This is a genomic window from Methylobacterium sp. 37f (assembly GCF_023093475.1).
Taxonomy (GTDB): domain Bacteria; phylum Pseudomonadota; class Alphaproteobacteria; order Rhizobiales; family Beijerinckiaceae; genus Methylobacterium.
The window spans coordinates 57269-75059 of record NZ_JAGHKN010000009.1; the positions used below are offsets into that span (position 1 = coordinate 57269).

The 17791-nt window shown below is 67.4% G+C and carries 19 protein-coding genes; 6 read left to right on the plus strand and 13 right to left on the minus strand.

Annotated elements, in window-relative coordinates; all coding sequences use genetic code 11:
* Positions 1-7 precede the first annotated feature (7 nt).
* From J7U37_RS08350 to J7U37_RS08370, 5 genes are all read left to right on the plus strand, one after another.
* Positions 8-2950, plus strand: a complete 2943-nt coding sequence (locus tag J7U37_RS08350; RefSeq protein ID WP_056186406.1) for a formate dehydrogenase subunit alpha — start codon at positions 8-10, stop codon at positions 2948-2950.
* Between the two features lie 16 nt (positions 2951-2966).
* On the plus strand, positions 2967-3563 hold the full coding sequence (gene fdh3B, locus J7U37_RS08355; RefSeq protein WP_055955987.1) for a formate dehydrogenase FDH3 subunit beta: 597 nt from the start codon (positions 2967-2969) through the stop codon (positions 3561-3563).
* A 71-nt stretch (positions 3564-3634) separates the two neighbouring features.
* Complete coding sequence (locus tag J7U37_RS08360) at positions 3635-4675, plus strand: formate dehydrogenase subunit gamma (RefSeq protein ID WP_247635412.1); 1041 nt, start codon at positions 3635-3637, stop codon at positions 4673-4675.
* Between the two features lie 45 nt (positions 4676-4720).
* Positions 4721-4960 carry a hypothetical protein gene (locus J7U37_RS08365; protein ID WP_056186410.1) on the plus strand — a complete coding sequence of 80 codons (240 nt, stop codon included), beginning with the start codon at positions 4721-4723 and terminating at the stop codon, positions 4958-4960.
* An 84-nt stretch (positions 4961-5044) separates the two neighbouring features.
* Positions 5045-5620 (plus strand): hypothetical protein, encoded by a 576-nt coding sequence (locus J7U37_RS08370; protein WP_247635413.1) that lies wholly within the window; start codon positions 5045-5047, stop codon positions 5618-5620.
* A gap of 67 nt (positions 5621-5687) precedes the next feature.
* Here the strand turns inward: J7U37_RS08370 and J7U37_RS08375 are convergent, their stop codons facing one another.
* Positions 5688-5876 (minus strand): hypothetical protein, encoded by a 189-nt coding sequence (locus J7U37_RS08375; protein WP_247635414.1) that lies wholly within the window; start codon positions 5874-5876, stop codon positions 5688-5690.
* A gap of 261 nt (positions 5877-6137) precedes the next feature.
* Between J7U37_RS08375 and J7U37_RS08380 the strand changes: the two genes are divergently transcribed.
* Positions 6138-6497, plus strand: a complete 360-nt coding sequence (locus J7U37_RS08380) for a cytochrome c family protein (protein ID WP_056186421.1) — start codon at positions 6138-6140, stop codon at positions 6495-6497.
* 121 nt (positions 6498-6618) lie between these two features.
* Here the strand turns inward: J7U37_RS08380 and pufC are convergent, their stop codons facing one another.
* The 12 genes from pufC to J7U37_RS08440 all read right to left on the minus strand — a co-directional run bounded on the left by pufC (position 6619) and on the right by J7U37_RS08440 (position 17744).
* Entirely contained in the window at positions 6619-7731 is a 1113-nt protein-coding gene (gene pufC, locus J7U37_RS08385) for a photosynthetic reaction center cytochrome PufC (RefSeq protein WP_247635415.1), read from the minus strand.
* Positions 7728-8720, minus strand: coding sequence for a photosynthetic reaction center subunit M (gene pufM, locus J7U37_RS08390; RefSeq protein ID WP_056186426.1), 993 nt, complete (start codon positions 8718-8720; stop codon positions 7728-7730). The genes pufC and pufM overlap by 4 nt, the downstream gene beginning before the upstream one ends.
* A gap of 43 nt (positions 8721-8763) precedes the next feature.
* Positions 8764-9588, minus strand: coding sequence for a photosynthetic reaction center subunit L (gene pufL, locus J7U37_RS08395; protein ID WP_056186428.1), 825 nt, complete (start codon positions 9586-9588; stop codon positions 8764-8766).
* A 95-nt stretch (positions 9589-9683) separates the two neighbouring features.
* Positions 9684-9872: a light-harvesting antenna LH1, alpha subunit gene (gene pufA, locus J7U37_RS08400; protein ID WP_018043293.1), complete on the minus strand. Its 189-nt coding sequence runs from the start codon at positions 9870-9872 to the stop codon at positions 9684-9686.
* Between the two features lie 14 nt (positions 9873-9886).
* Positions 9887-10108 carry a light-harvesting antenna LH1, beta subunit gene (pufB, locus tag J7U37_RS08405; protein ID WP_056186431.1) on the minus strand — a complete coding sequence of 74 codons (222 nt, stop codon included), beginning with the start codon at positions 10106-10108 and terminating at the stop codon, positions 9887-9889.
* A 152-nt stretch (positions 10109-10260) separates the two neighbouring features.
* Positions 10261-10476 carry a hypothetical protein gene (locus J7U37_RS08410; RefSeq protein ID WP_056186434.1) on the minus strand — a complete coding sequence of 72 codons (216 nt, stop codon included), beginning with the start codon at positions 10474-10476 and terminating at the stop codon, positions 10261-10263.
* Between the two features lie 133 nt (positions 10477-10609).
* Complete coding sequence (gene bchZ / locus J7U37_RS08415; protein ID WP_247635416.1) at positions 10610-12076, minus strand: chlorophyllide a reductase subunit Z; 1467 nt, start codon at positions 12074-12076, stop codon at positions 10610-10612.
* Complete coding sequence (bchY, locus tag J7U37_RS08420; protein WP_247635417.1) at positions 12076-13668, minus strand: chlorophyllide a reductase subunit Y; 1593 nt, start codon at positions 13666-13668, stop codon at positions 12076-12078. The genes bchZ and bchY overlap by 1 nt, the downstream gene beginning before the upstream one ends.
* A gap of 5 nt (positions 13669-13673) precedes the next feature.
* Positions 13674-14678 carry a chlorophyllide a reductase iron protein subunit X gene (locus J7U37_RS08425; RefSeq protein WP_056186442.1) on the minus strand — a complete coding sequence of 335 codons (1005 nt, stop codon included), beginning with the start codon at positions 14676-14678 and terminating at the stop codon, positions 13674-13676.
* Entirely contained in the window at positions 14675-15610 is a 936-nt protein-coding gene (gene bchC / locus J7U37_RS08430) for a chlorophyll synthesis pathway protein BchC (protein WP_247635418.1), read from the minus strand. The genes J7U37_RS08425 and bchC overlap by 4 nt, the downstream gene beginning before the upstream one ends.
* Before the next feature lie 111 nt (positions 15611-15721).
* Positions 15722-16873 carry an acetylserotonin O-methyltransferase gene (locus tag J7U37_RS08435; protein WP_247635419.1) on the minus strand — a complete coding sequence of 384 codons (1152 nt, stop codon included), beginning with the start codon at positions 16871-16873 and terminating at the stop codon, positions 15722-15724.
* Position 16874: 1 nt separating this feature from the next.
* Complete coding sequence (locus J7U37_RS08440; RefSeq protein WP_056479485.1) at positions 16875-17744, minus strand: polyprenyl synthetase family protein; 870 nt, start codon at positions 17742-17744, stop codon at positions 16875-16877.
* Between the last annotated feature and the right edge of the window lie 47 nt (positions 17745-17791).

Consider the following 17791-nt stretch of genomic DNA (forward strand, 5'->3'; position numbering starts at 1 on the left):
GCCTGCGATGCTGACCAAGCGCAAGAGCGGCGAGGCGAGCCGCACCAAGCACCAGGCCGTTGCGGCCGGCCTCGCGGCCGGCGTGCTGGATCGCCGTGGATTCCTGAAGAAGTCCGGCCTGACTGCAGGCGCTCTGGCTGCGGCCGGAACGATCCAGCTCGGGTCCGTGCGTCAGGCGCGGGCTGCGGGCGCATCGGCCGTCGGCCCGGACGTTCAGATCAGGAAGAACGTCTGCACCCACTGCTCGGTGGGCTGCACGGTGACGGCTGAGGTGGTCAACGGCGTCTGGGTCGGCCAGGAGCCGTCCTATGCCAGCCCGATCAATCGCGGCACGCACTGCGCCAAGGGCGCGGCGATCCGTGAGCTCGTCTCGTCCGACCGACGCCTGAAGTACCCGATGAAGCTCGTCGGCGGGCAATGGCAGCGCGTGTCCTGGGAGCAGGCGATCGAGGAGATCGGCGACAAGCTGGGTGCCATCCGCGAGAAGAACGGCGCGGATTCGGTGTATTGGCTCGGCTCGGCCAAATTCACGAACGAGGCCGCCTACCTGATGCGCAAGTTCGGGGCCTTCTGGGGCACCAATTCCGTCGACCATCAGGCGCGTATCTGCCACTCGACCACGGTGGCGGGCGTCGCCAACACCTGGGGCTACGGCGCCCAGACCAATTCCTACAACGACATCCGCAACGCCAAGACGATGATCATCCTCGGCGGCAATCCCGCCGAGGCGCACCCGATCTCCATGCAGCACGTGCTGTCGGGCAAGGAAATCAACCGCGCAAACATGATCGTCATCGATCCGCGTTTCACCCGGACGGCGGCCCACGCCACCGAGTATGTCCGCATCCGCTCCGGCACCGACATTCCGGTGGTGTGGGGCATCCTCTGGCACGTGTTCCAGAATGGCTGGGAGGACAAGGAGTTCATCGCCCAGCGCGTCTACGCCATGGACGATGTCCGCAAGGAAGTCGCCAAGTGGACGCCGGAAGAGGTCGAGCGCGTCTCGGGCGTGCCCGGCGAGCAGCTGCGCCGCGTCGCGGAGAAATTCGCCAAGGAGAAGCCCGCCACCCTGATCTGGTGCATGGGCGCGACCCAGCACACGGTGGGTACCGCCAACGTGCGCGCGCTCTGCATCCTGTGTCTCGCCACGGGCAATGTCGGCAAGCCCGGCACCGGCGCCAACATCTTCCGCGGCCACACCAACGTGCAGGGCGCCACGGATCTGGGCCTCGATGTGACCTCGCTGCCGCTCTATTACGGTCTGGTCGAGGGCGGCTGGCGCCACTGGGCTCGCGTCTGGGACGTGCCCTACGAGTGGCTGCAATCCCGCTTCGACGAGGTTCCGGCCGCGGCCGGGCGGAAGGCCCGCTCGCGCAAGGAGAACATGGAGGCGCCCGGCATCACCTCGACGCGCTGGTTCGATGCCGTGAACCTGCCGCCCGAGCAGATCGACCAGCGCAGTCCGATCAAGGCTTTCATGGTCTTCGGCCATGGCGGTAACACCGTGACCCGCCTGCCCGAGGCGATCGAGGGCATGAACAAGCTCGAACTGCTCGTCGTCGCCGATCCGCATCCGACGACCTTCGCGGCCCTCGATGCCCGGCAGGACAACACGTACCTGCTGCCGATCTGCACGTCGCTGGAGATGGACGGCTCGCGCACGGCCTCGAACCGCTCGCTGCAATGGGGCGAGCAGATCGTGAAGCCGGCCTTCGAGTCGAAGAACGACTACGAGGTGCTCTACCTCCTAGCCAAGAAGCTCGGCTTCGCCGAGACGCTGTTCAAGAACATCAAGGTCGAGAACAACGTCCCGTCGGCCGAAGATCTGCTGCGGGAGATCAACCGCGGTGGCTGGTCGACTGGCTATTGCGGCCAGAGCCCGGAACGGCTGAAGGCGCACATGCGCAATCAGCACAAGTTCGACCTGATCACCCTGCGGGCGCCGAAGGACGATCCGGAAGTCGGCGGCGACTATTATGGCCTGCCCTGGCCGTGCTGGGGCAAGCCCGAGCTGCGCCACCCGGGTTCCGCCATCCTGTACAACACCTCTCTGCACGTGAAGGACGGCGGCAGTACGTTCCGGGCCCGTTTCGGCACCGAGCGCAACGGCCAGACGTTGCTGGCCGAGGACAGCTTCACCAAGGATTCCGATCTCACCGACGGCTATCCGGAATTCACCTTCGGGGTGTTCAAGAAGCTCGGTTGGGACAAGGACCTGACTGCGGACGAACTCGCCACCATCCTCAAGATCGGCGGCGACAAGCCCGACACCGTGAGCTGGGCCACCGACCTGTCGGGTGGCATCCAGCGCGTCTGCCTCGATCACGGCGTGATTCCGTTCGGCAACGGCAAGGCGCGGGCCAATGCCTGGAATCTGCCCGACCCGGTGCCGGTGCACCGCGAGCCGGTCTATTCGCCCCGTCCCGATCTGGTGGCGAAGTACCCGACCCGGCCCGACGAGCGGCAGTTCCGCATGCCTAATATCGGCTTCTCGGTGCAGAAGGCGGCGGTCGAGCGCAACGTGGCGCGCGACTTCCCCATCATCCTGACCTCGGGTCGTCTCGTCGAGTACGAGGGCGGCGGCGAGGAGACCCGGTCGAACCCGTGGCTCGCCGAGCTTCAGCAGGACATGTTCGTCGAGATCAACACCGGCGATGCCGCCGAGCGCGGCATCAAGGACGGCGGCTGGGTCTGGGTCACGGGCGCCGAGAACAGCTCCAAGGCCAAGATGAAGGCGCTCGTCACGGACCGTGTCGGCAAGGGCGTGGCCTTCATGCCCTTCCACTTCTCGGGTTGGTACGAGGGCAAGGACATGCGCGACTACTACCCGAAGGGCACCGACCCGGTGGTGCTCGGCGAGAGCGTCAACTCGGTGACCACCTACGGCTTCGACCCTGTGACGGGCATGCAGGAGACGAAGTGTACCCTATGCCAGATCAAGGCCGCGTGAGAGGAGCGCATCCACCATGGCCCGTATGAAGTTCCTCTGTGACGCAGACCGTTGCATCGAGTGCAACGCCTGCGTGACCGCGTGCAAGAACGAGCACGAGGTGCCCTGGGGCATCAACCGTCGTCGCGTCGTCACTCTCAACGACGGAAAGCCCGGCGAGCGCTCGGTCTCGATGGCGTGCATGCACTGCACCGACGCGCCCTGCGCCGCCGTGTGCCCGGTCAATTGCTTCTACACCACCGCCGACGCGGTGGTGCTGCACTCCAAGGATATCTGCATCGGTTGCGGCTACTGCTTCTACGCCTGCCCGTTCGGAGCGCCGCAATATCCGCGCGTCGGCAATTTCGGCTCGCGCGGCAAGATGGACAAGTGCACCTACTGCTCGGGTGGTCCGGAACCGGACCTCTCGGTCGCGGAGTACGAGAAGTACGGCTCGAACCGGCTCGCCGAGGGCAAGCTGCCGCTCTGCGCCGAGATGTGCTCGACCAAGGCCCTGCTCGCCGGCGACGGCGAGATGATCGCCGAGATCTACAAGCAGCGCGTGATCAAGCGTGGCTACGGCTCCGGCGCCTGGGGCTGGAAGACCGCCTACCGCGAGACCGTGGCGATCTGATCGCCGCGGAAACGACCTCGGGACCTCGGTTTAGGCGGAGGTCCCGCATCACGCCATCGAAAGGAACGCCGATGCGGCGGGCAGTCACGCTCCTTAGCACCCTCGTCGTCGCAACGACGCTCCTGGCCGCGCCGGCGGCGTTCGAACCGGCTCGGGCACAGAACCCGATCACCCGGGACGGGCAGAACCCGATGGGCGCCAGGCCCACGGCGGATTCCGTCAACGAGGAATTCTACTTCAAGAACGCCGACAAGATCACGGGGCGCATCAGCATTCCGGATCAGAAGGCGGCGAACCTCATCCAGCCGCAGGGTCGCGAGTACCAGTCGTTCCGCGAGCGCTACCTGCCCTGGATCGGCGCGGCCTTCATCCTCGGCATGATCGCGGCCCTCGGCGTGTTCTTCCTTTGGCGCGGACGCATCCTGACCGAACACAGCCAGGAATCCGGCAAGAAGATCCTTCGGTTCAACACGTTCGAGCGTTTCACTCACTGGATGACGGCCGTGTGCTTCATCATCCTGTCGCTCTCCGGCCTGAACTACATCTTCGGCAAGCGCCTGCTCATGCCGCTGATCGGCCCCGAGGCCTTCGGCGCCCTGGCTCAATGGGCCAAGTACAGCCACGTCTACCTCGCCTGGCCGTTCATGTTCGGCGTGGTGATGATGTTCGTCGTCTGGATCAAGGACAACATCCCGAACCGCCTCGACTGGGCTTGGATCAAGGCCGGCGGCGGCTTCATCGGCAAGAAGCACCCGCATGCCGCCCGCTTCAATGCGGGCCAGAAGGGCGTGTTCTGGATGGTCGCCGGCTTCGGCGTCGCCATGAGCGTGACGGGCCTGATGATGCTGTTCCCGTTCGCGCTGCTCGACATCAACGGCATGCAGGTCATGCAGGTGATCCACTCGCTGATCGGCATCGCCTTCATCGCCGGCATCCTCGCCCACATCTACATCGGTACGCTCGGCATGAAGGGCGCCTACGACGCGATGGGCAGCGGCAAGGTCGATCTCGCCTGGGCGCGTGCCCACCACGATCTCTGGGTCGAGCAGGAGCAGGCCAAGACCGCAAGCGGTCCGCAACTCTCCGGACGCCACCCCGCCCCGGCCGAATAATCGAAGCCCCAGCCTGACGATGCCCAAGCGGCGAGGACCGAGACCATGAAAGCCTTCATTCTTGCCGTGATCGCGGCCATCGGGCTCGGCGTCCTCGCCATGTACGCGCTGACGAGCAATCAGAAATTCGCCTACCAGGCCTTCGCGACGTCGGGGGCGCGCGTCTCGGAGCCGGGAACCAATCTCGTCGGCGAGAAGTGGAACGGCGACCCGAACACCAACGACACCGGTGAGTCGGCCCACGGCAAGGCCACCGGCGAGCCCTCGCATCCCAAGCGGTCCTGAACCGGCAGCCCATCGCCGAACGTTTCCAGCGCCCAAGATTCCAGCGGCCGAGATTCCAGCGGCCGAGATTTCAGGGACCCGAGCATGACCCGACGCCTGCCTTTCGCCGCGCTTCTTCTGTCAGGCTGCCTCGTGGCACCGGCCGCCTTCGCCCAGGATGCGGCGTCCGCGCCGTCGAAGGGGCCGGCCAACCTGTGCCAGGAGCTGGTCGCCTTCGTGAAGCAGCCGGAAGAGAAGAAGCAGGAGGCTGCGACGCCGGCAAAGCAGGCCACTGCCGTCTCCAACGCGTCGGGCAAGAGCGATAGCCAGCCCTCCCCGTCCGGCGGAGAGCCGCAGCAAAAATCGGGGCTCAGCGGACCGGCAAATCCCGAGACCAAGGCACCGACCAGCGATACGCGCGCGCCGGTCAGCGACGGCAAGACGGTGCTGTCCCAGGCCAATGCGAGCGCGAAATCTCCGCCGGCGCCCGGCGCCCCTGCCCCGAGCCCGAAGCCCGATCCAGCCTTGGTTGCCAAGATCGAGGCAGCTGCCGGATCGAACGATCAGCCGGCCTGTCGTGCGGCCGCTCGGTCCATGCGCGTCGCGGGCGTGATCATGCCGCCGCCGCTTCTGGCCCTGGCGGCCCTCGATCCGAAATTCTTCTCGACGCCACAGCCTTAAGTCGCCCACCCGGCCCCGCATCAGCGCGGGGCTTGGCCTGACGCTCGTCGTCCCTTCGAACGATCGTTCAGGCGACGATCGAGGATTGCTGCACGCCTGAGGGCGTGTGCAGGCCGATGCGCCCATCGTTGCCGCGCGCACGGGCGTCACGGGTGAAGAAAGCCTCCAACACCTGTTCCAACTGACGGTTCGGCTTCTTCATGCCGGTGATGAAGCGCGATATCCGGGGCTGATTGACCCCGAGTTCCCAGGCCAACCGCGCCTGGCTCCATCCCGAGCGATCCAGAAATTGACAGACGTCTGACGGTCGGACCGGCATCGCTCCACCTTTCGCGATCGGCTGTGCGATCCCACCCCAGGTTAGGGAACGCAAATGACGCGTTCCAGGGTCGGCCACGGCTTAATCCCGACGGTGGTTATCAAATATACGTGATGAGGCGGATCGTTCGGATACCTTTGCGAGAGCGGGGGTTAGGTATGGCTGGTCAGGAAATCGATCCGAGAGGAAACCCCCCAAATGCGGTCTATGATGATCGGTGCCGTATTCGCCGCTTTGCTGCCGGTGGCGGCCCATGCGGAAGGTGATGCGGCCGCGGGCGAGAAGGCCTTCGCACCGTGCAAAGCCTGCCATGCCTTCGGCAAGAACGGGGTCGGGCCGAACCTGACCGGCGTCGTCGGCCGCAAGGCCGCATCCGAGGAAGGCTACAACTATTCCGCCGCGCTCAAGGGCTCCGGGATCACCTGGGATGAGGCCAACCTGCACGAGTGGCTGAAGAACCCGAAGACCAAGGTTCCGGGCACCAAGATGGTGTTCGCCGGCTACCCGGACGACAAGAAGATCGACGACGTCATCGCCTACCTCGCCTCGAAGAAGTAGGCTCGAACGGGGTGTCGCCGCGTCCCCTTTGGTAGGCGGCGGCCCGTTCACGAGACCAGTTAGAAGAAAGAGCCGCCGGCATCGCGCCGGCGGCTTTCTTCGTTTGAACCCCGTGCCCGGATTATTGCGGAGCCGGAGCCGTCTCAGGCGGGACGGCCGGGGCCGTAGGCATGGGAGTCGCCGGGTTGGCCGCGACCGTGTCCGTCGCCCGGGCGAGTTCCGGGTAGGCCTCGATCACGTGGGCGCCGTTGAGTGGCTTGCTGACCCCGTTGTGGCAGGTGGTGCAGTTCACCTTCGGCACGTCGCCGAGCACGCCCAGCCGGTTCTTTGGAAAGGTCGAGAGCAGCGGCTCGAGATAGTTGCCGTTGATGTCTCGCACCATCCGGATGCCGTGCCAGGCGGTGACCCGCTGGGGTGTGCTCTGCGACCAGTCCGAGATCGCACGCGTGTTGTGGCAGAAGGTGCAGTTCACCCCGAGGCCCTCCGACATGTGGATCATCAGGGCGTAGGTCTTCTCCGCATCCTGGATAGGCTTGCCCTTGGTGGTCGGCAGCGCCGTCGTGGCGTTCACCCGGATCGCGTTGTTGTCGATGGTCTTGTCGGCGAGATACTCGGTGAGGGTGTCGTAGGGTAGCGAAGCCAGCCCGACCGAGGGAGCGGCGAGGTTCTGCCCGTTGTTGCGGGCGATGAAGCCGCCGGGCCGGTTCGGGCCCGGATCGGTGAACCAGACGTTGCTCGGCACCGGCTGGCCGCGGTGGCAGGTATAGCAGGTGACGCCGGCCCCACCCGTATGGCTGTCCTTCCAGTCGGTGTTGAGAGCTTGCGTCATCTGCAGCATCCGACGCGCGACCTTCTTCTGGTAGAGGCTGTCGTCGGCCATGTTCTCGGTGTTGTGGCAGTAGGTGCAGCCCTGCTCCGGGCTGACCCATTCGGTCATCGAGGCCATCAGGCGATTGAACTCGTTGACGCTGACGTTCTTGAGGACCTGCACGTTCTCGTAGGTCGTGCCCGCCAATTCTTCGCCGGGCTCGGCGGGATCGGCGGGAGCCGGGGCGAGGTTGGCCGCCTTGGTCTCCGCGGCGCCGGCTCGGGTGTGGATCTGCGCCATCGCGGTCCCGCGAAAGCCGCTCTGCTGAACCGCCAGCGGCGGTCGGTCCCAATCGGTCAATCCGAACATCGCCACCGTGAGAAAGAACGCGATGGAGGCCCCGAGGACGATGAAGAAGGTCTTCATGGGGCTCCCCCCGTGAGGCTGCTGGGCGAGACGGCGAGCGGATCGACGACGGGCGGATAGACCTGCGGGTAGGAGGGGGCGACCCCGTGCTTGACCGCCCACAGGTACCAGTTGTCGACCACCGTGCCGGTGAGCAGGATGCCGATGCCCCCCGTCAGGGTGGTGAGGACCGCGAACCACCAGGCCCAGCGGTGGACCGATTCCATGGTGGCGTTGAAGCCCATGGTCCAGCGCCAGAACAGGGCGGCGCGCTCGGTGGCGGTGCCGCGATCGACGATCTGGTCGATCTCACGCTCACCGCCGAAGCGGCTCACCGCCAGGATGGTCCCGCCATGCATCGCGAACAGCAGCGTCGACCCATACAGGAAGACGATCGAGAGCATGTGGAACGGGTTGTAGAAGAGGTTGCCGTAGCGCAGCGAGAAGGCGGCGGTCCAGTCGAGGTGCGGGAAGATGCCGAACGGCACCGCCTCGCTCCAAGACCCCATCAGGACCGGGCGGATGAAACCCAGCACCAGGAACAGCCAGATCGCGGAAGCGAAGGCCCAGGGCACGTGATAGCCGAGGCCCAGCGCCTTCGCCCTGCGGAACAGGCGCAGCCACCAGAGCAGCACCGAAGCGGTCAGGAAGAAGCCGGCGATGAGCCACCATCCGCCCTCGGCGAGCGGCGGCAGCACCTTCAGGCCGTATTGCGGGCGTGGCGGTTCGAGCGCGAGCCAGGGCAGTTGCCGGACGAACTGGACCGGGTCCCAGTTCACGGAGGCCCACATGTTGAGGCCGATGATCTCGAACGCGATCAGCCCGCAGACGAAGGAGAGACCCCCGAGATAGCCGATATAGATCGGCCCGACCTGGGCGTTGCCGATCAGGCCGAACAGGTAGGAGTTGAACGGCGTGCCCCAGCGCTTGTCGACATCCACGGGGATGCCGTGTTCGGGCTGAATCGGACGGACCTGCACTTCGGAAAAGATGTTCTGGTAATAGGCCATGGCGTCACGCGCCCCCCTGTCCCGAGATCAGTTTCGTGCCAGCTCAGCGCCAGACGGGCAGGTTGAGCCACCAGCCCCACCATTCGGGCCAGCCGCGGGTCCAGATCGGTCCGCTGATCACGATGCAGACGGCACTCCAGAACCCCGCAGACAGGGCCAGGAACAGGCCGAGGCGGTGGATGCCGAGCGTCCCGATCGAGTAGCCGATGGTATCGCGGAAGAAGGTGTCCTCGTGCTCGGGCGTCTTCACCACCTCGCCCTTCCCGGGATTGGTGGAGGACAGGATCAGCGAGCCGTGGAGCGAGAGCGCCAGCGTCGTGGTGAAGAAGAACGTCACCGCCAGCATGTGCGCCGGATTGTAGTGGAAGTGCAGGTATTGGTAGCCGGTGTTCGACACCCAATCGAGGTGCGAGAGGATGCCGTAGGGGAAACCGTGCCCCCAGGCGCCCATCAGGAGCGGGCGGACCACCACCAGGGTGACGTAGGCCAGGATCGCCACCGAGAAGGCGAAGGGCACGTGGTAGCCGATGCCGAGTTTGCGGCAGATCTCGACCTCGCGCAGGGCCCAGGACGAGAAGGCCCCGACCGCGCAGAAGGTGATGATCTGCCAGAGGCCGCCCTCCTGCAGGGGCGCCAGGGCGAGGCCGTATTTGAGGTCGGGGGGCGCGATGTTGATCTGCCAGACGTTCCACGTCGGCCCGAGCGCCGCGCCGTAGATGATCAGGGCCGTGCCCAGCACCGAGAAGAACAGCGTCGTGACGCCGAAGAACCCGACGTAGAACGGCCCGACCCAGAAATCGAACAGGTCGCCGCCCATCAGGGTGCCGCCGCGAATGCGGTATTTTCGTTCGAAACTCAGCATCGCCATCGCGACCTCCCCCGCTCCACCACATCTCTCCGGCGATGGTCGACGGGGGGCTTGCAGGCCGCCCGCCGATCATCCGTGCTCGAGGTGCGCGCCGGTCAGGCGGGCATCGTGGGCAGAACCAGCGTCTGCGCATTGGCGGCGCGCGGCGCCTTGGGGCCTTCCAGCCAGTTGAACCGGTCGGTGCTGAGCAAGATGAAGTGGATCAGCAGCGCCAGAATGAACAGGAAGGTGAAGAGCGCCACGAGCGTGCGGCGCGGATCGAAGAGAAGCCAGACCTTGTGCATGATGAGGGTCCTTCTCAGGAGAGCAGGGAGACGACGCCGTGGGCGGCCGTCTCGAGGGCGGCGTAGCCCTTCGGTCCGGGCAGCCACGGGCGCCACAGCCACACGAGGATGTGGGCGACCACGGCGATCGCCGTGAAGATGATGAAGCTGGTCAAGAAGATCGCGTGGAACTCCTTGGCTTCCGGTTCCGTCAGCCCGGACAGGCTGCTCGGTTTTTCGACAATGCCATTGGCCATCGGTTCAAACCTCCGCTGTGACTGGTCGCGCCCGCAGGTTCGGGCACGGGGGGTGACGCCGGACCGCGCGGAGCGGCCTCGACGGTCCTTCCCGCCTGTTGGGACGGGAGGTCGATCGGGGGCGGGCGAAGCGCCTCGACCCGAAGGCGAACTCAGCCCATGAACACGAACGGGATGGCCGAGACCGCCATGGTGCGTGCCTCGGCGAAGACCGAACGGCGCTGTTGCGGAAGCGCGGTCTCGGCTTGCGGGATCACGCGCTGCACCAGGGCTGCGGCCAGAAAGAACGGGTAGGTGGTGGCCAGGAGGATCCGGGCCTGGACCTCGTCCTGATGCAGGCGCGACACCGAATTCAGCGAACGTTGCATGGGATGATCTCCTCGTGGCGCTCCGCGGCGGGACGCGTCCGGTTCGGGACGCGCGGGGTCGGTATCGACCGGCCGGACGGCGCCGCGCCGCTCCAGCCGGAAAGGGAATGGGGGGTGAGACCGGGACGCGCGCTCATGCGGTGGCCCCGAGGCTCGCCTCGGGGCGGGCGCGCTCGACATGGTCCGGGTCGACGCGGACCGCGCCGGATTGCCGGGCCACCCGCTCCGCGGCATCGCGCAGGCGTTTGGCCGCCGAGATTCGCACCAGCACCGGATGGGCCTCCACCAGCGCGTCGAGACGCGCCCGGGCCGCCTCGTCCCAGGGCAATTCGCGGTGCAGGCGCGCGGGCGTCGGCTCGACCTTGTCCATGTCCCGGGCCAGCGGCAGGATGTGGAAGAGCATGTCGAAGAGCGCGTTGCAGACCTCCTGAACCAGGTAGGTCGCGCCCGAAAACCCCATGAAGGGCGTGCCGGTGTGCCGCCGGATGATCGCGCCCGGGAACGAGGCCGGCACGAAGACCGCGCGGGCGCCGGCTTCCGCCATGTACATCCGCTCGTTGAACGAGCCGAACAGCACCAGCGGCGGGTTTGTCGCGATCAGGTCGCGGATCTCGGCGTTATCGGTCTTCTGTCCGGCCTTGCGGGACACGGCGAAATGGCAGGGCAGGCCCATCTCGTCTTCGAGGAAGTGACGGACGCCGCGAGCGTAGGTGTCGGACGCGACGATCCCGAAACTGGCGGTCCCGAAGAAATCCTGGGTCACCGAGCGCCACAGGTCCCAGACCGGCTTGATCGTGGTGTGCTTCTCGCGCTCGATGAACGGCTCCGGGTCGAGGCCGAGTGCTTCGCCGAGCGCGCGCAGGAACCGCGTCGTCGAGTGGATGCCGATGGGCGCCTGGAAGTACGGACGCTCCAGGGCCTCGCACAGCAGGCGGCCGAACTCACGGTAGAGGCAGATGTTGGCATCCGCGTTCACCAGGGCGGGGACGTCGGCGAGATGCGAGCCGAGCGGGAACACCAGGTTCACCTCGGCGCCGATGCCTTCGACGAGGCGACGGATCTCGGCCAGATCCGAGGGCATGTTGAAGGTGCCGTAGGCCGGGCCGATGAGATTGACCCGCGGCTTGACGCCCTCTTGGCGGGCGGGCCGGACCGGGATGCCCTTCTTGGCAAAGCGCTTGGCGCCGTACTCGTTCCAGAGCCAAGCCATGGCCCGGTCGGCCGCCTGCCACTGGTCCTCGTCGATGGTACGGGGCAGGAAGCGCTGGAGGTTGGTGCCTTCCGGCGTCACCCCCCCGCCGATCATCTCGGCGATCGAGCCGGTGACGACGACGCTCGGCTGGGCCGGATCGAGGGTGGCGTGAGCCCGCTTCATCGCGGCCTCGGTGCCGTGGCGGCCGAGTTCTTCCTCTGCCAGCCCCGTGACCACGATCGGTAGTTCGTGCGGCGGCAGGGCATCGGTGTAGTGCAGCACCGAGGTGACGGGCAGGTTCTCGCAGCCGACCGGTCCGTCGATGACGACCTGCAGGCCCTTGATGGCGGTGAAGACGTAGACGGCGCCCCAGTAGCCGCCGGCCCGATCGTGATCGAGGACAAGCATCAGGCCATCTCCCCGATCGGCGAATGGTCGAACTTTCCTGGAGCGGGCTTGGCGCGCACGGCCGAGGCGACGTTCTGGCGGAGCTTGGGCACATCCTCCCAGATGCCGGCGGCGTGACCTTCGCCGACCCCATCGAAGAAGGCCCGCATCGTATCGAAGCGACCGCGATTGCCGAGCGCCGCGTTGATCACCTTGGCCAGCGATCCGGCGCCCGCCACGCCCATCAGCGGGCGGGCCGAGATCAGGTTGGTGAAGTAGAGGGCGGGTATCCCCAATGCCTTGGCCTTCTGCACCACGGGCGTGGTGCCGATGGCGAGATCGGGCCGCGCATCCATCATGGCGCCAAGATCGTCCTCCAGGGAGGCGCGGTAGCGCACGGTGACGCCGCGCGCCTCGAGCCAGGCCTGGTCGGCCTCCGAATAGGGCGTGCGCGGACAGGCGGTGCCGACATAGGCCAGATCCGCACCGCTTTCGACGAGGAGACGCCCGACCAGGAGTTCGGAGCCTTCGTAGCCCGACAGGGTGATCCGGCCCCGGATCGGGCTGGCGGCGAGCGCGCCCTTGATCATCGGCAGCAGCCGGTTCTTGGCGGCCTCGACGGTGGCGCGGGGGACCGCACAGGCCTCGCCGATCCGGTCGAGCCAGTCGGCGGTGCCGTCATGGCCGACCGGAGCCGAGCCCACGATGGGGCGCCCGGCGGCGGCGAATTCCCGGATTGAGGCTGTGTAGAACGGGTGGATCGCGGCGACCGCCGTGCAGTCGAGGGCGGCGTAGAGTTCGCGCCATTCCCGCGTCGGCACCACAGGTCCGGCCGCGAGGCCGAGCGGCTCCAGCAGGCCGCCGATGACGACCGGGTCGGCCGGGAACATCTCGCCGAGCAGCGCCACGGTCGGGCGCTCGGACCGACCGGCGCGGGGCGCCTGGACGGGGCCTTGCTCGGCCTCCGTCCGGGCGAATTTCAGCATCGCCCCAGCAAGGACGTCCTTGGCCTCGGCATGGGTCGGCACCCCGAAGCCCGGCACGTCGATGCCGATGATGCGGACCCCGTCGATCTCCTTCGGGAGAAGCCGCAGGGGCACGCCCGAGGCGGTCGGCACGCAGAGATTGATGATGACGACGGCGTCGTAATCGGCGGGCTTGGCAACCTGGAACACCGCCTCGCGGATGTCCTCGAACAGCTTGCCGGTTACCAGCGTCTCGGAGTTGAAGGGCACGTAGCCGACGCTGCGCTTGGCCCCGTAGAAGTGCGACGTGAAGGTCAGCCCGTAGACGCAGCAGGCCGAGCCCGAGAGGATCGTCGCGGTGCGCCGCATGCGCAGGCCGACCCGGAGCGAGCCGAAGGCGGGGCACATGCTCTGGGGCTGGTCGTGGGGACCCGCCGGGTAGTTCTTGCGGAGCTGCTCCAGGGTGTCGGACAGGCCGGCCGCCTCGGCCGCTGCCCGCATCGTCGCCTTGCCGGAGTGACACCCGAGACCATCGGCCTTCGTGGCGGCGATGTTTACCACCTCGGCCGGGGCCACGATGGGCACCAGGGTCGAGGCCGGGCGCTCCTTGCGAGCGCGAAGATCGGCGATGTCGAGGGTGACGGCCATGCGCGTCAGACCTCGTCGTACACGACTTCGAGGGACGGCTTCACGACCTGGGTCGTGCCGCACATGTCCTCGAAGGTGGCGGGCACCAGGGTGACGCCCCGGCCGACCGCTTCGCCCTTGAACAGGCCGAGCAGGCCGTCCTGGCTCAGGGGCGTCGGGTGGTTGGCCGCAGCGTCGTGAACGTTCTGGGCGAGATCGGCGAAGAGCGAGCCCCAGGGGCTCTCGGGCCGGCCGATGATCTCGTAGTTCGCACTCTTCTTCCGGATGTCGTCATGCGCCGGGATCGAGGCCAGAACCGGGATGCCGACCGCCTCGGCGAAGGCCTGCGCCTCACCGGTGCCGTCGTCCTTGTTGATGACGAGGCCGCCGACGCCGACATTGCCGCCGAGCTTGCGGAAGTATTCCACCGCCGAGCAGACGTTGTTGGCCACATAGAGCGACTGCAGGTCGTTCGAGCCGACGACGATGACTTTCTGGCACATGTCCCGGGCGATCGGCAGGCCGAAACCACCGCAGACCACATCGCCGAGGAAGTCGAGCAGGACGTAGTCGAAGCCCCACTCGTGGAAGCCGAGTTTCTCCAGCAATTCGAAGCCGTGGATGATGCCGCGCCCACCGCAGCCGCGCCCGACCTCGGGGCCGCCGAGTTCCATGGCGTAGACGCCGTCGCGCTTGAAGCAGACATCGCCGATGGCGACCTGCTCGCCGGCGAGCTTCTTCCTCGTCGAAGTTTCGATGATCGTCGGGCAGGCGCGGCCACCGAACAGAAGCGAGGTCGTGTCGCTCTTGGGGTCGCAGCCGATGAGCAGGACCTTCTTGCCCTGCTGGGCCATCATGTAGCTGAGGTTTGCCAGGGTGAACGACTTGCCGATCCCGCCCTTGCCGTAGATCGCGATGATCTGTGTTTCCTTGGTCGCCGTCACCGGAACGGGGTCCGGCTCGATGCCGGCCTCGGCCCGCAGCGCTTCGGAGACCCCGTTCAGCTGCAGATTCGTCAGCTGGATGTTCATGCGGCTCTCCAATCCAGGATCATCTTCAGGCATTCGGGCTCGCCGAAAGCCGTGCGGTAAGCGTCCGGAGCGTCCGAGGCCGGGCGCCGATGGGTGATGAGGCCGTCGAGGGAGAGACGGTCGCGTTCGACCAGGGACAAGGTCGCGGCGAGGTCTTCGGGCCGCCACTGCGCGGCGACGCGGATGCGGGCTTCGCGCAGGAAGGCGGGCGCGAAATCGAAGCCGAGGCGGCGCTCGTAGAACCCGGCGAGCACGATCTCGCCGCCGGGGGCGAGACGCGCGATCCCGCTATCGAGGATCCTCGCGTCGCCGCTGACATCGAGGATCGTGGCGTAGTCGTGTCTGGCATCCGCCTCGGGGGTGCTCACAGCGTAGGCGTCGGCGCCCGCGTGGCGGGTCGGATCGATCTCCCAGACCTGCGGCGCGCCGCCGAGGGTCCTGGCGAGGCGGGCGACCAGTCGCCCGAGCACGCCGTGCCCCACGACCAGGAGCGGCCGGGTCAGGTCGATGCCCGCGAGGGCGTGGTGGGCGGTCGCCGCGAGTGCGATCAGGGTTCCGCGCTCGCCCCAGGCCCGATCGATGGGGACGAGGCGGTCGCCGGCACTGACCAGATGGGAGGCTGCGCCACCGAAGAGGCCGCGAACGGGTCCGAAGCAGCGGGCTCCGGGCACGAACACTGTCTGTCCGACCCGGATACCGGAATCCGCGCCGGCCTCGACCACTTCGCCGACCGACTCGTAGCCGGGCACCAGCGGATACCCCATGCCGGGAAAGGCCGGCATCGTCCCGGACCAGAGCAGGCGCTCGGTACCGGTGCTGATTCCGCTCCACCGGATCGCCACCACCGCGTCAGCGGCCGTCGGCGTATCGAGGTCGAGAGTTTCGAGGTCGAGCCGGCGGGGGGCATGAAGAAGCACGGCGTTCGTCTGCATCGAGCCTGCCCTCCCCTCATCCGACGATTCGGTCCGTTTGGCTTCGAACTCGATGTGTCATCCTAGATAGACACTTTCGAACGTCAAGCAGAACTTACGTTATTCGGTGTCTTAACGGGTGGACACCAGCATGCGGGTCAGGAGCGGGCGCCGGGTCGCGACCTCGCGGATACGCTGGAACCCCGCTTCGGCCAGCAGCGCGGTCAGTTCCGCAACGGTGCGGCAGTGACCGCTCCCCATCGCCAGCAGGTAGAAGCCGAAATACGCATCGGTGATCGGCTCGGCCCCGGCGGTGCCGCTCATCGGCTCGGCCAGCACCAGGCGCCCGCCGGGCGGCAGCGCCGTCCAGGCCGCTCGCAACAGCCCACGCACCGTCGCGTCGTCGTGGTCGTGCACGACGCGGATCAGGCTGAGTGCGTCGGCACCCTTGGGCAGTGGATCGATCAGAAAACTGCCGCCGACGGCTTGAGCCCGGTCGGCGAGGCCCGAGCGGGCGAAGTGCGCCGCGGCGCGCCGTGCCACTTCGGGCAGATCGAACAGCCTGAGCGCGAGGTCGGGCGCTGCGGCGGCGGCGGCCGACAGGAAGGCGCCTTCGCCGCCGCCGACATCCAGCAGGCAACGATGCCGCCGAAACGGATAGGCCTCGACGATGTCCTCGGCGATCAGCGCCTGCGAGGCCGACATCAGCGCGCTGTAGGGGGTCACGGCCTCCGTCGACAGCTCGGCTCCATCGCCTCGTGCGTACGGCCAGTAGCCCGCGAGCCGGGTCGGCCCGCTCTCGCCGCGCAGCAGTGCGACCGGATCGGACAGATCCGCGTAGAGCAGGGCGTGATGCTCGATCATGCGGCCGATCGAGGGGTTCCCGATCAGCGCCGCCCCGAGATCGGCCAGGACGAAACATCCATCCGGCAGACGCCGGATGAGATCGAGCGAAACGGCCGCCTTGAGGAGGCGTGCCGACGCCTCAAGGGACAGATCCATCCGGGCTGCCAGGAGATCGGCGGGAACCGGGCCCTCGGCGAGCAGCGCGAAGAGATCGAGCTTCAGACAGGCAAACAGCGTCTGCGAGTAGGTGAAGCCCGCGCACAGATCGAACAGCGCCCGGGTGTTCGACCGCGCGATGCGTCGGGTCAGCGGAAAGCCGGCGGCCCAGCGCTGGAATCGCGGATCGGCGATGATGCGGGCTCTGAGCGTGTACCAGCGGGACCGCCCGCCGCGGGGGCGGAGCGTGGGCGGCGCCCCGGCCGTCGCACTGCCGGCCACGTCAGGCGAGTTCCCGCGCCAGGCTTGCCGGCAGGAACAACCGCGTCTGCGCCACGATCTCCGCCCGCAGGATGTCGGCACCGGGGCAATCCGGTATGACGTCGACGGCCTCGCGGACGAGGCGCTTCAACCGGGCCAGCGCGCCGCTCATGCCGAGCAGCGCTGCTGCATTCGGCCGACCGAGGGTCGAATCACGCCCCACCGGCTTGCCGACCTCCTCCTGGCGGCAGGCGACGTCGCGCAGGTCGTCGGCAACCTGATAGGCCTCGCCGAGGCATTCTCCGAGGAGCCGCCACGGCAGGGATGCCGCACCGGCGGCGGCGGCGCCCGTCACGGTCGCGGCCGCGAACAGGGCTCCGGTCTTGGCCTGCTGATATTCCGTGAGCGCCACGTTCGGTTCCGATTCCCAGGCCTGTCCGGCGGCGATGCCGGCGGGGGAGCCGGCGGCGCGGGCGACGAGCCCGACCAGGGCCGCCAGGCGCTTCGGACTGCGCGCCGCGCCGCGAGCCAGCGTCTCGAAGGCGGAGACGATGAGGGCGTCGCCGGTCAGTACCGCCAGGGGCTCGCCGAAGGCTGCGTGCACCGAGGCCTGCCCGCGCCGCAGGGGCGCGTCGTCGAAGCAGGGCAGATCGTCATGCACCAGGGATGCGCAGTGCAAGAGTTCGATCGCCGCCGCCGCCGCGTCCGAAGCCGCCGGATCGTCGTCGCCACAGGCACGGGCCACCGAGAGGCACAGGCGCGGACGAATGCGGTGCCCGCCCGGGAAGACCGCATAACGGATCGATTCGGCCAGGCGCGGCGGGGCGCCGGGCGCTTCCAGATGGGCGACGGCGGCGTCGAGGGCCTGCTCGATGCGACGGTTGGCGTCCATGACCCGTCTCTCCCTGTCACTTGTTCTTGCTAAAACAAAGTGTCAGG

Excerpts from the sequence above, each read along its gene's own strand:
- pufB (WP_056186431.1), bottom strand. The coding sequence starts at position 10,108 with ATGGCCAATGGCATTGTCGAAAAACCGAGCAGCCTGTCCGGGCTGACG.
- J7U37_RS08380 (WP_056186421.1), top strand. The coding sequence starts at position 6,138 with ATGCGGTCTATGATGATCGGTGCCGTATTCGCCGCTTTGCTGCCGGTG.
- J7U37_RS08410 (WP_056186434.1), bottom strand. The coding sequence starts at position 10,476 with ATGCAACGTTCGCTGAATTCGGTGTCGCGCCTGCATCAGGACGAGGTC.
- J7U37_RS08425 (WP_056186442.1), bottom strand. The coding sequence starts at position 14,678 with ATGAACATCCAGCTGACGAATCTGCAGCTGAACGGGGTCTCCGAAGCG.
- J7U37_RS08365 (WP_056186410.1), top strand. The coding sequence starts at position 4,721 with ATGAAAGCCTTCATTCTTGCCGTGATCGCGGCCATCGGGCTCGGCGTC.
- pufC (WP_247635415.1), bottom strand. The coding sequence starts at position 7,731 with ATGAAGACCTTCTTCATCGTCCTCGGGGCCTCCATCGCGTTCTTTCTC.
- J7U37_RS08360 (WP_247635412.1), top strand. The coding sequence starts at position 3,635 with ATGCGGCGGGCAGTCACGCTCCTTAGCACCCTCGTCGTCGCAACGACG.
- bchY (WP_247635417.1), bottom strand. The coding sequence starts at position 13,668 with ATGGCCGTCACCCTCGACATCGCCGATCTTCGCGCTCGCAAGGAGCGC.
- J7U37_RS08350 (WP_056186406.1), top strand. The coding sequence starts at position 8 with ATGCTGACCAAGCGCAAGAGCGGCGAGGCGAGCCGCACCAAGCACCAG.
- J7U37_RS08370 (WP_247635413.1), top strand. The coding sequence starts at position 5,045 with ATGACCCGACGCCTGCCTTTCGCCGCGCTTCTTCTGTCAGGCTGCCTC.
- bchZ (WP_247635416.1), bottom strand. The coding sequence starts at position 12,076 with ATGCTTGTCCTCGATCACGATCGGGCCGGCGGCTACTGGGGCGCCGTC.
- pufL (WP_056186428.1), bottom strand. The coding sequence starts at position 9,588 with ATGGCGATGCTGAGTTTCGAACGAAAATACCGCATTCGCGGCGGCACC.
- fdh3B (WP_055955987.1), top strand. The coding sequence starts at position 2,967 with ATGGCCCGTATGAAGTTCCTCTGTGACGCAGACCGTTGCATCGAGTGC.
- pufA (WP_018043293.1), bottom strand. The coding sequence starts at position 9,872 with ATGCACAAGGTCTGGCTTCTCTTCGATCCGCGCCGCACGCTCGTGGCG.
- pufM (WP_056186426.1), bottom strand. The coding sequence starts at position 8,720 with ATGGCCTATTACCAGAACATCTTTTCCGAAGTGCAGGTCCGTCCGATT.
- bchC (WP_247635418.1), bottom strand. The coding sequence starts at position 15,610 with ATGCAGACGAACGCCGTGCTTCTTCATGCCCCCCGCCGGCTCGACCTC.
- J7U37_RS08440 (WP_056479485.1), bottom strand. The coding sequence starts at position 17,744 with ATGGACGCCAACCGTCGCATCGAGCAGGCCCTCGACGCCGCCGTCGCC.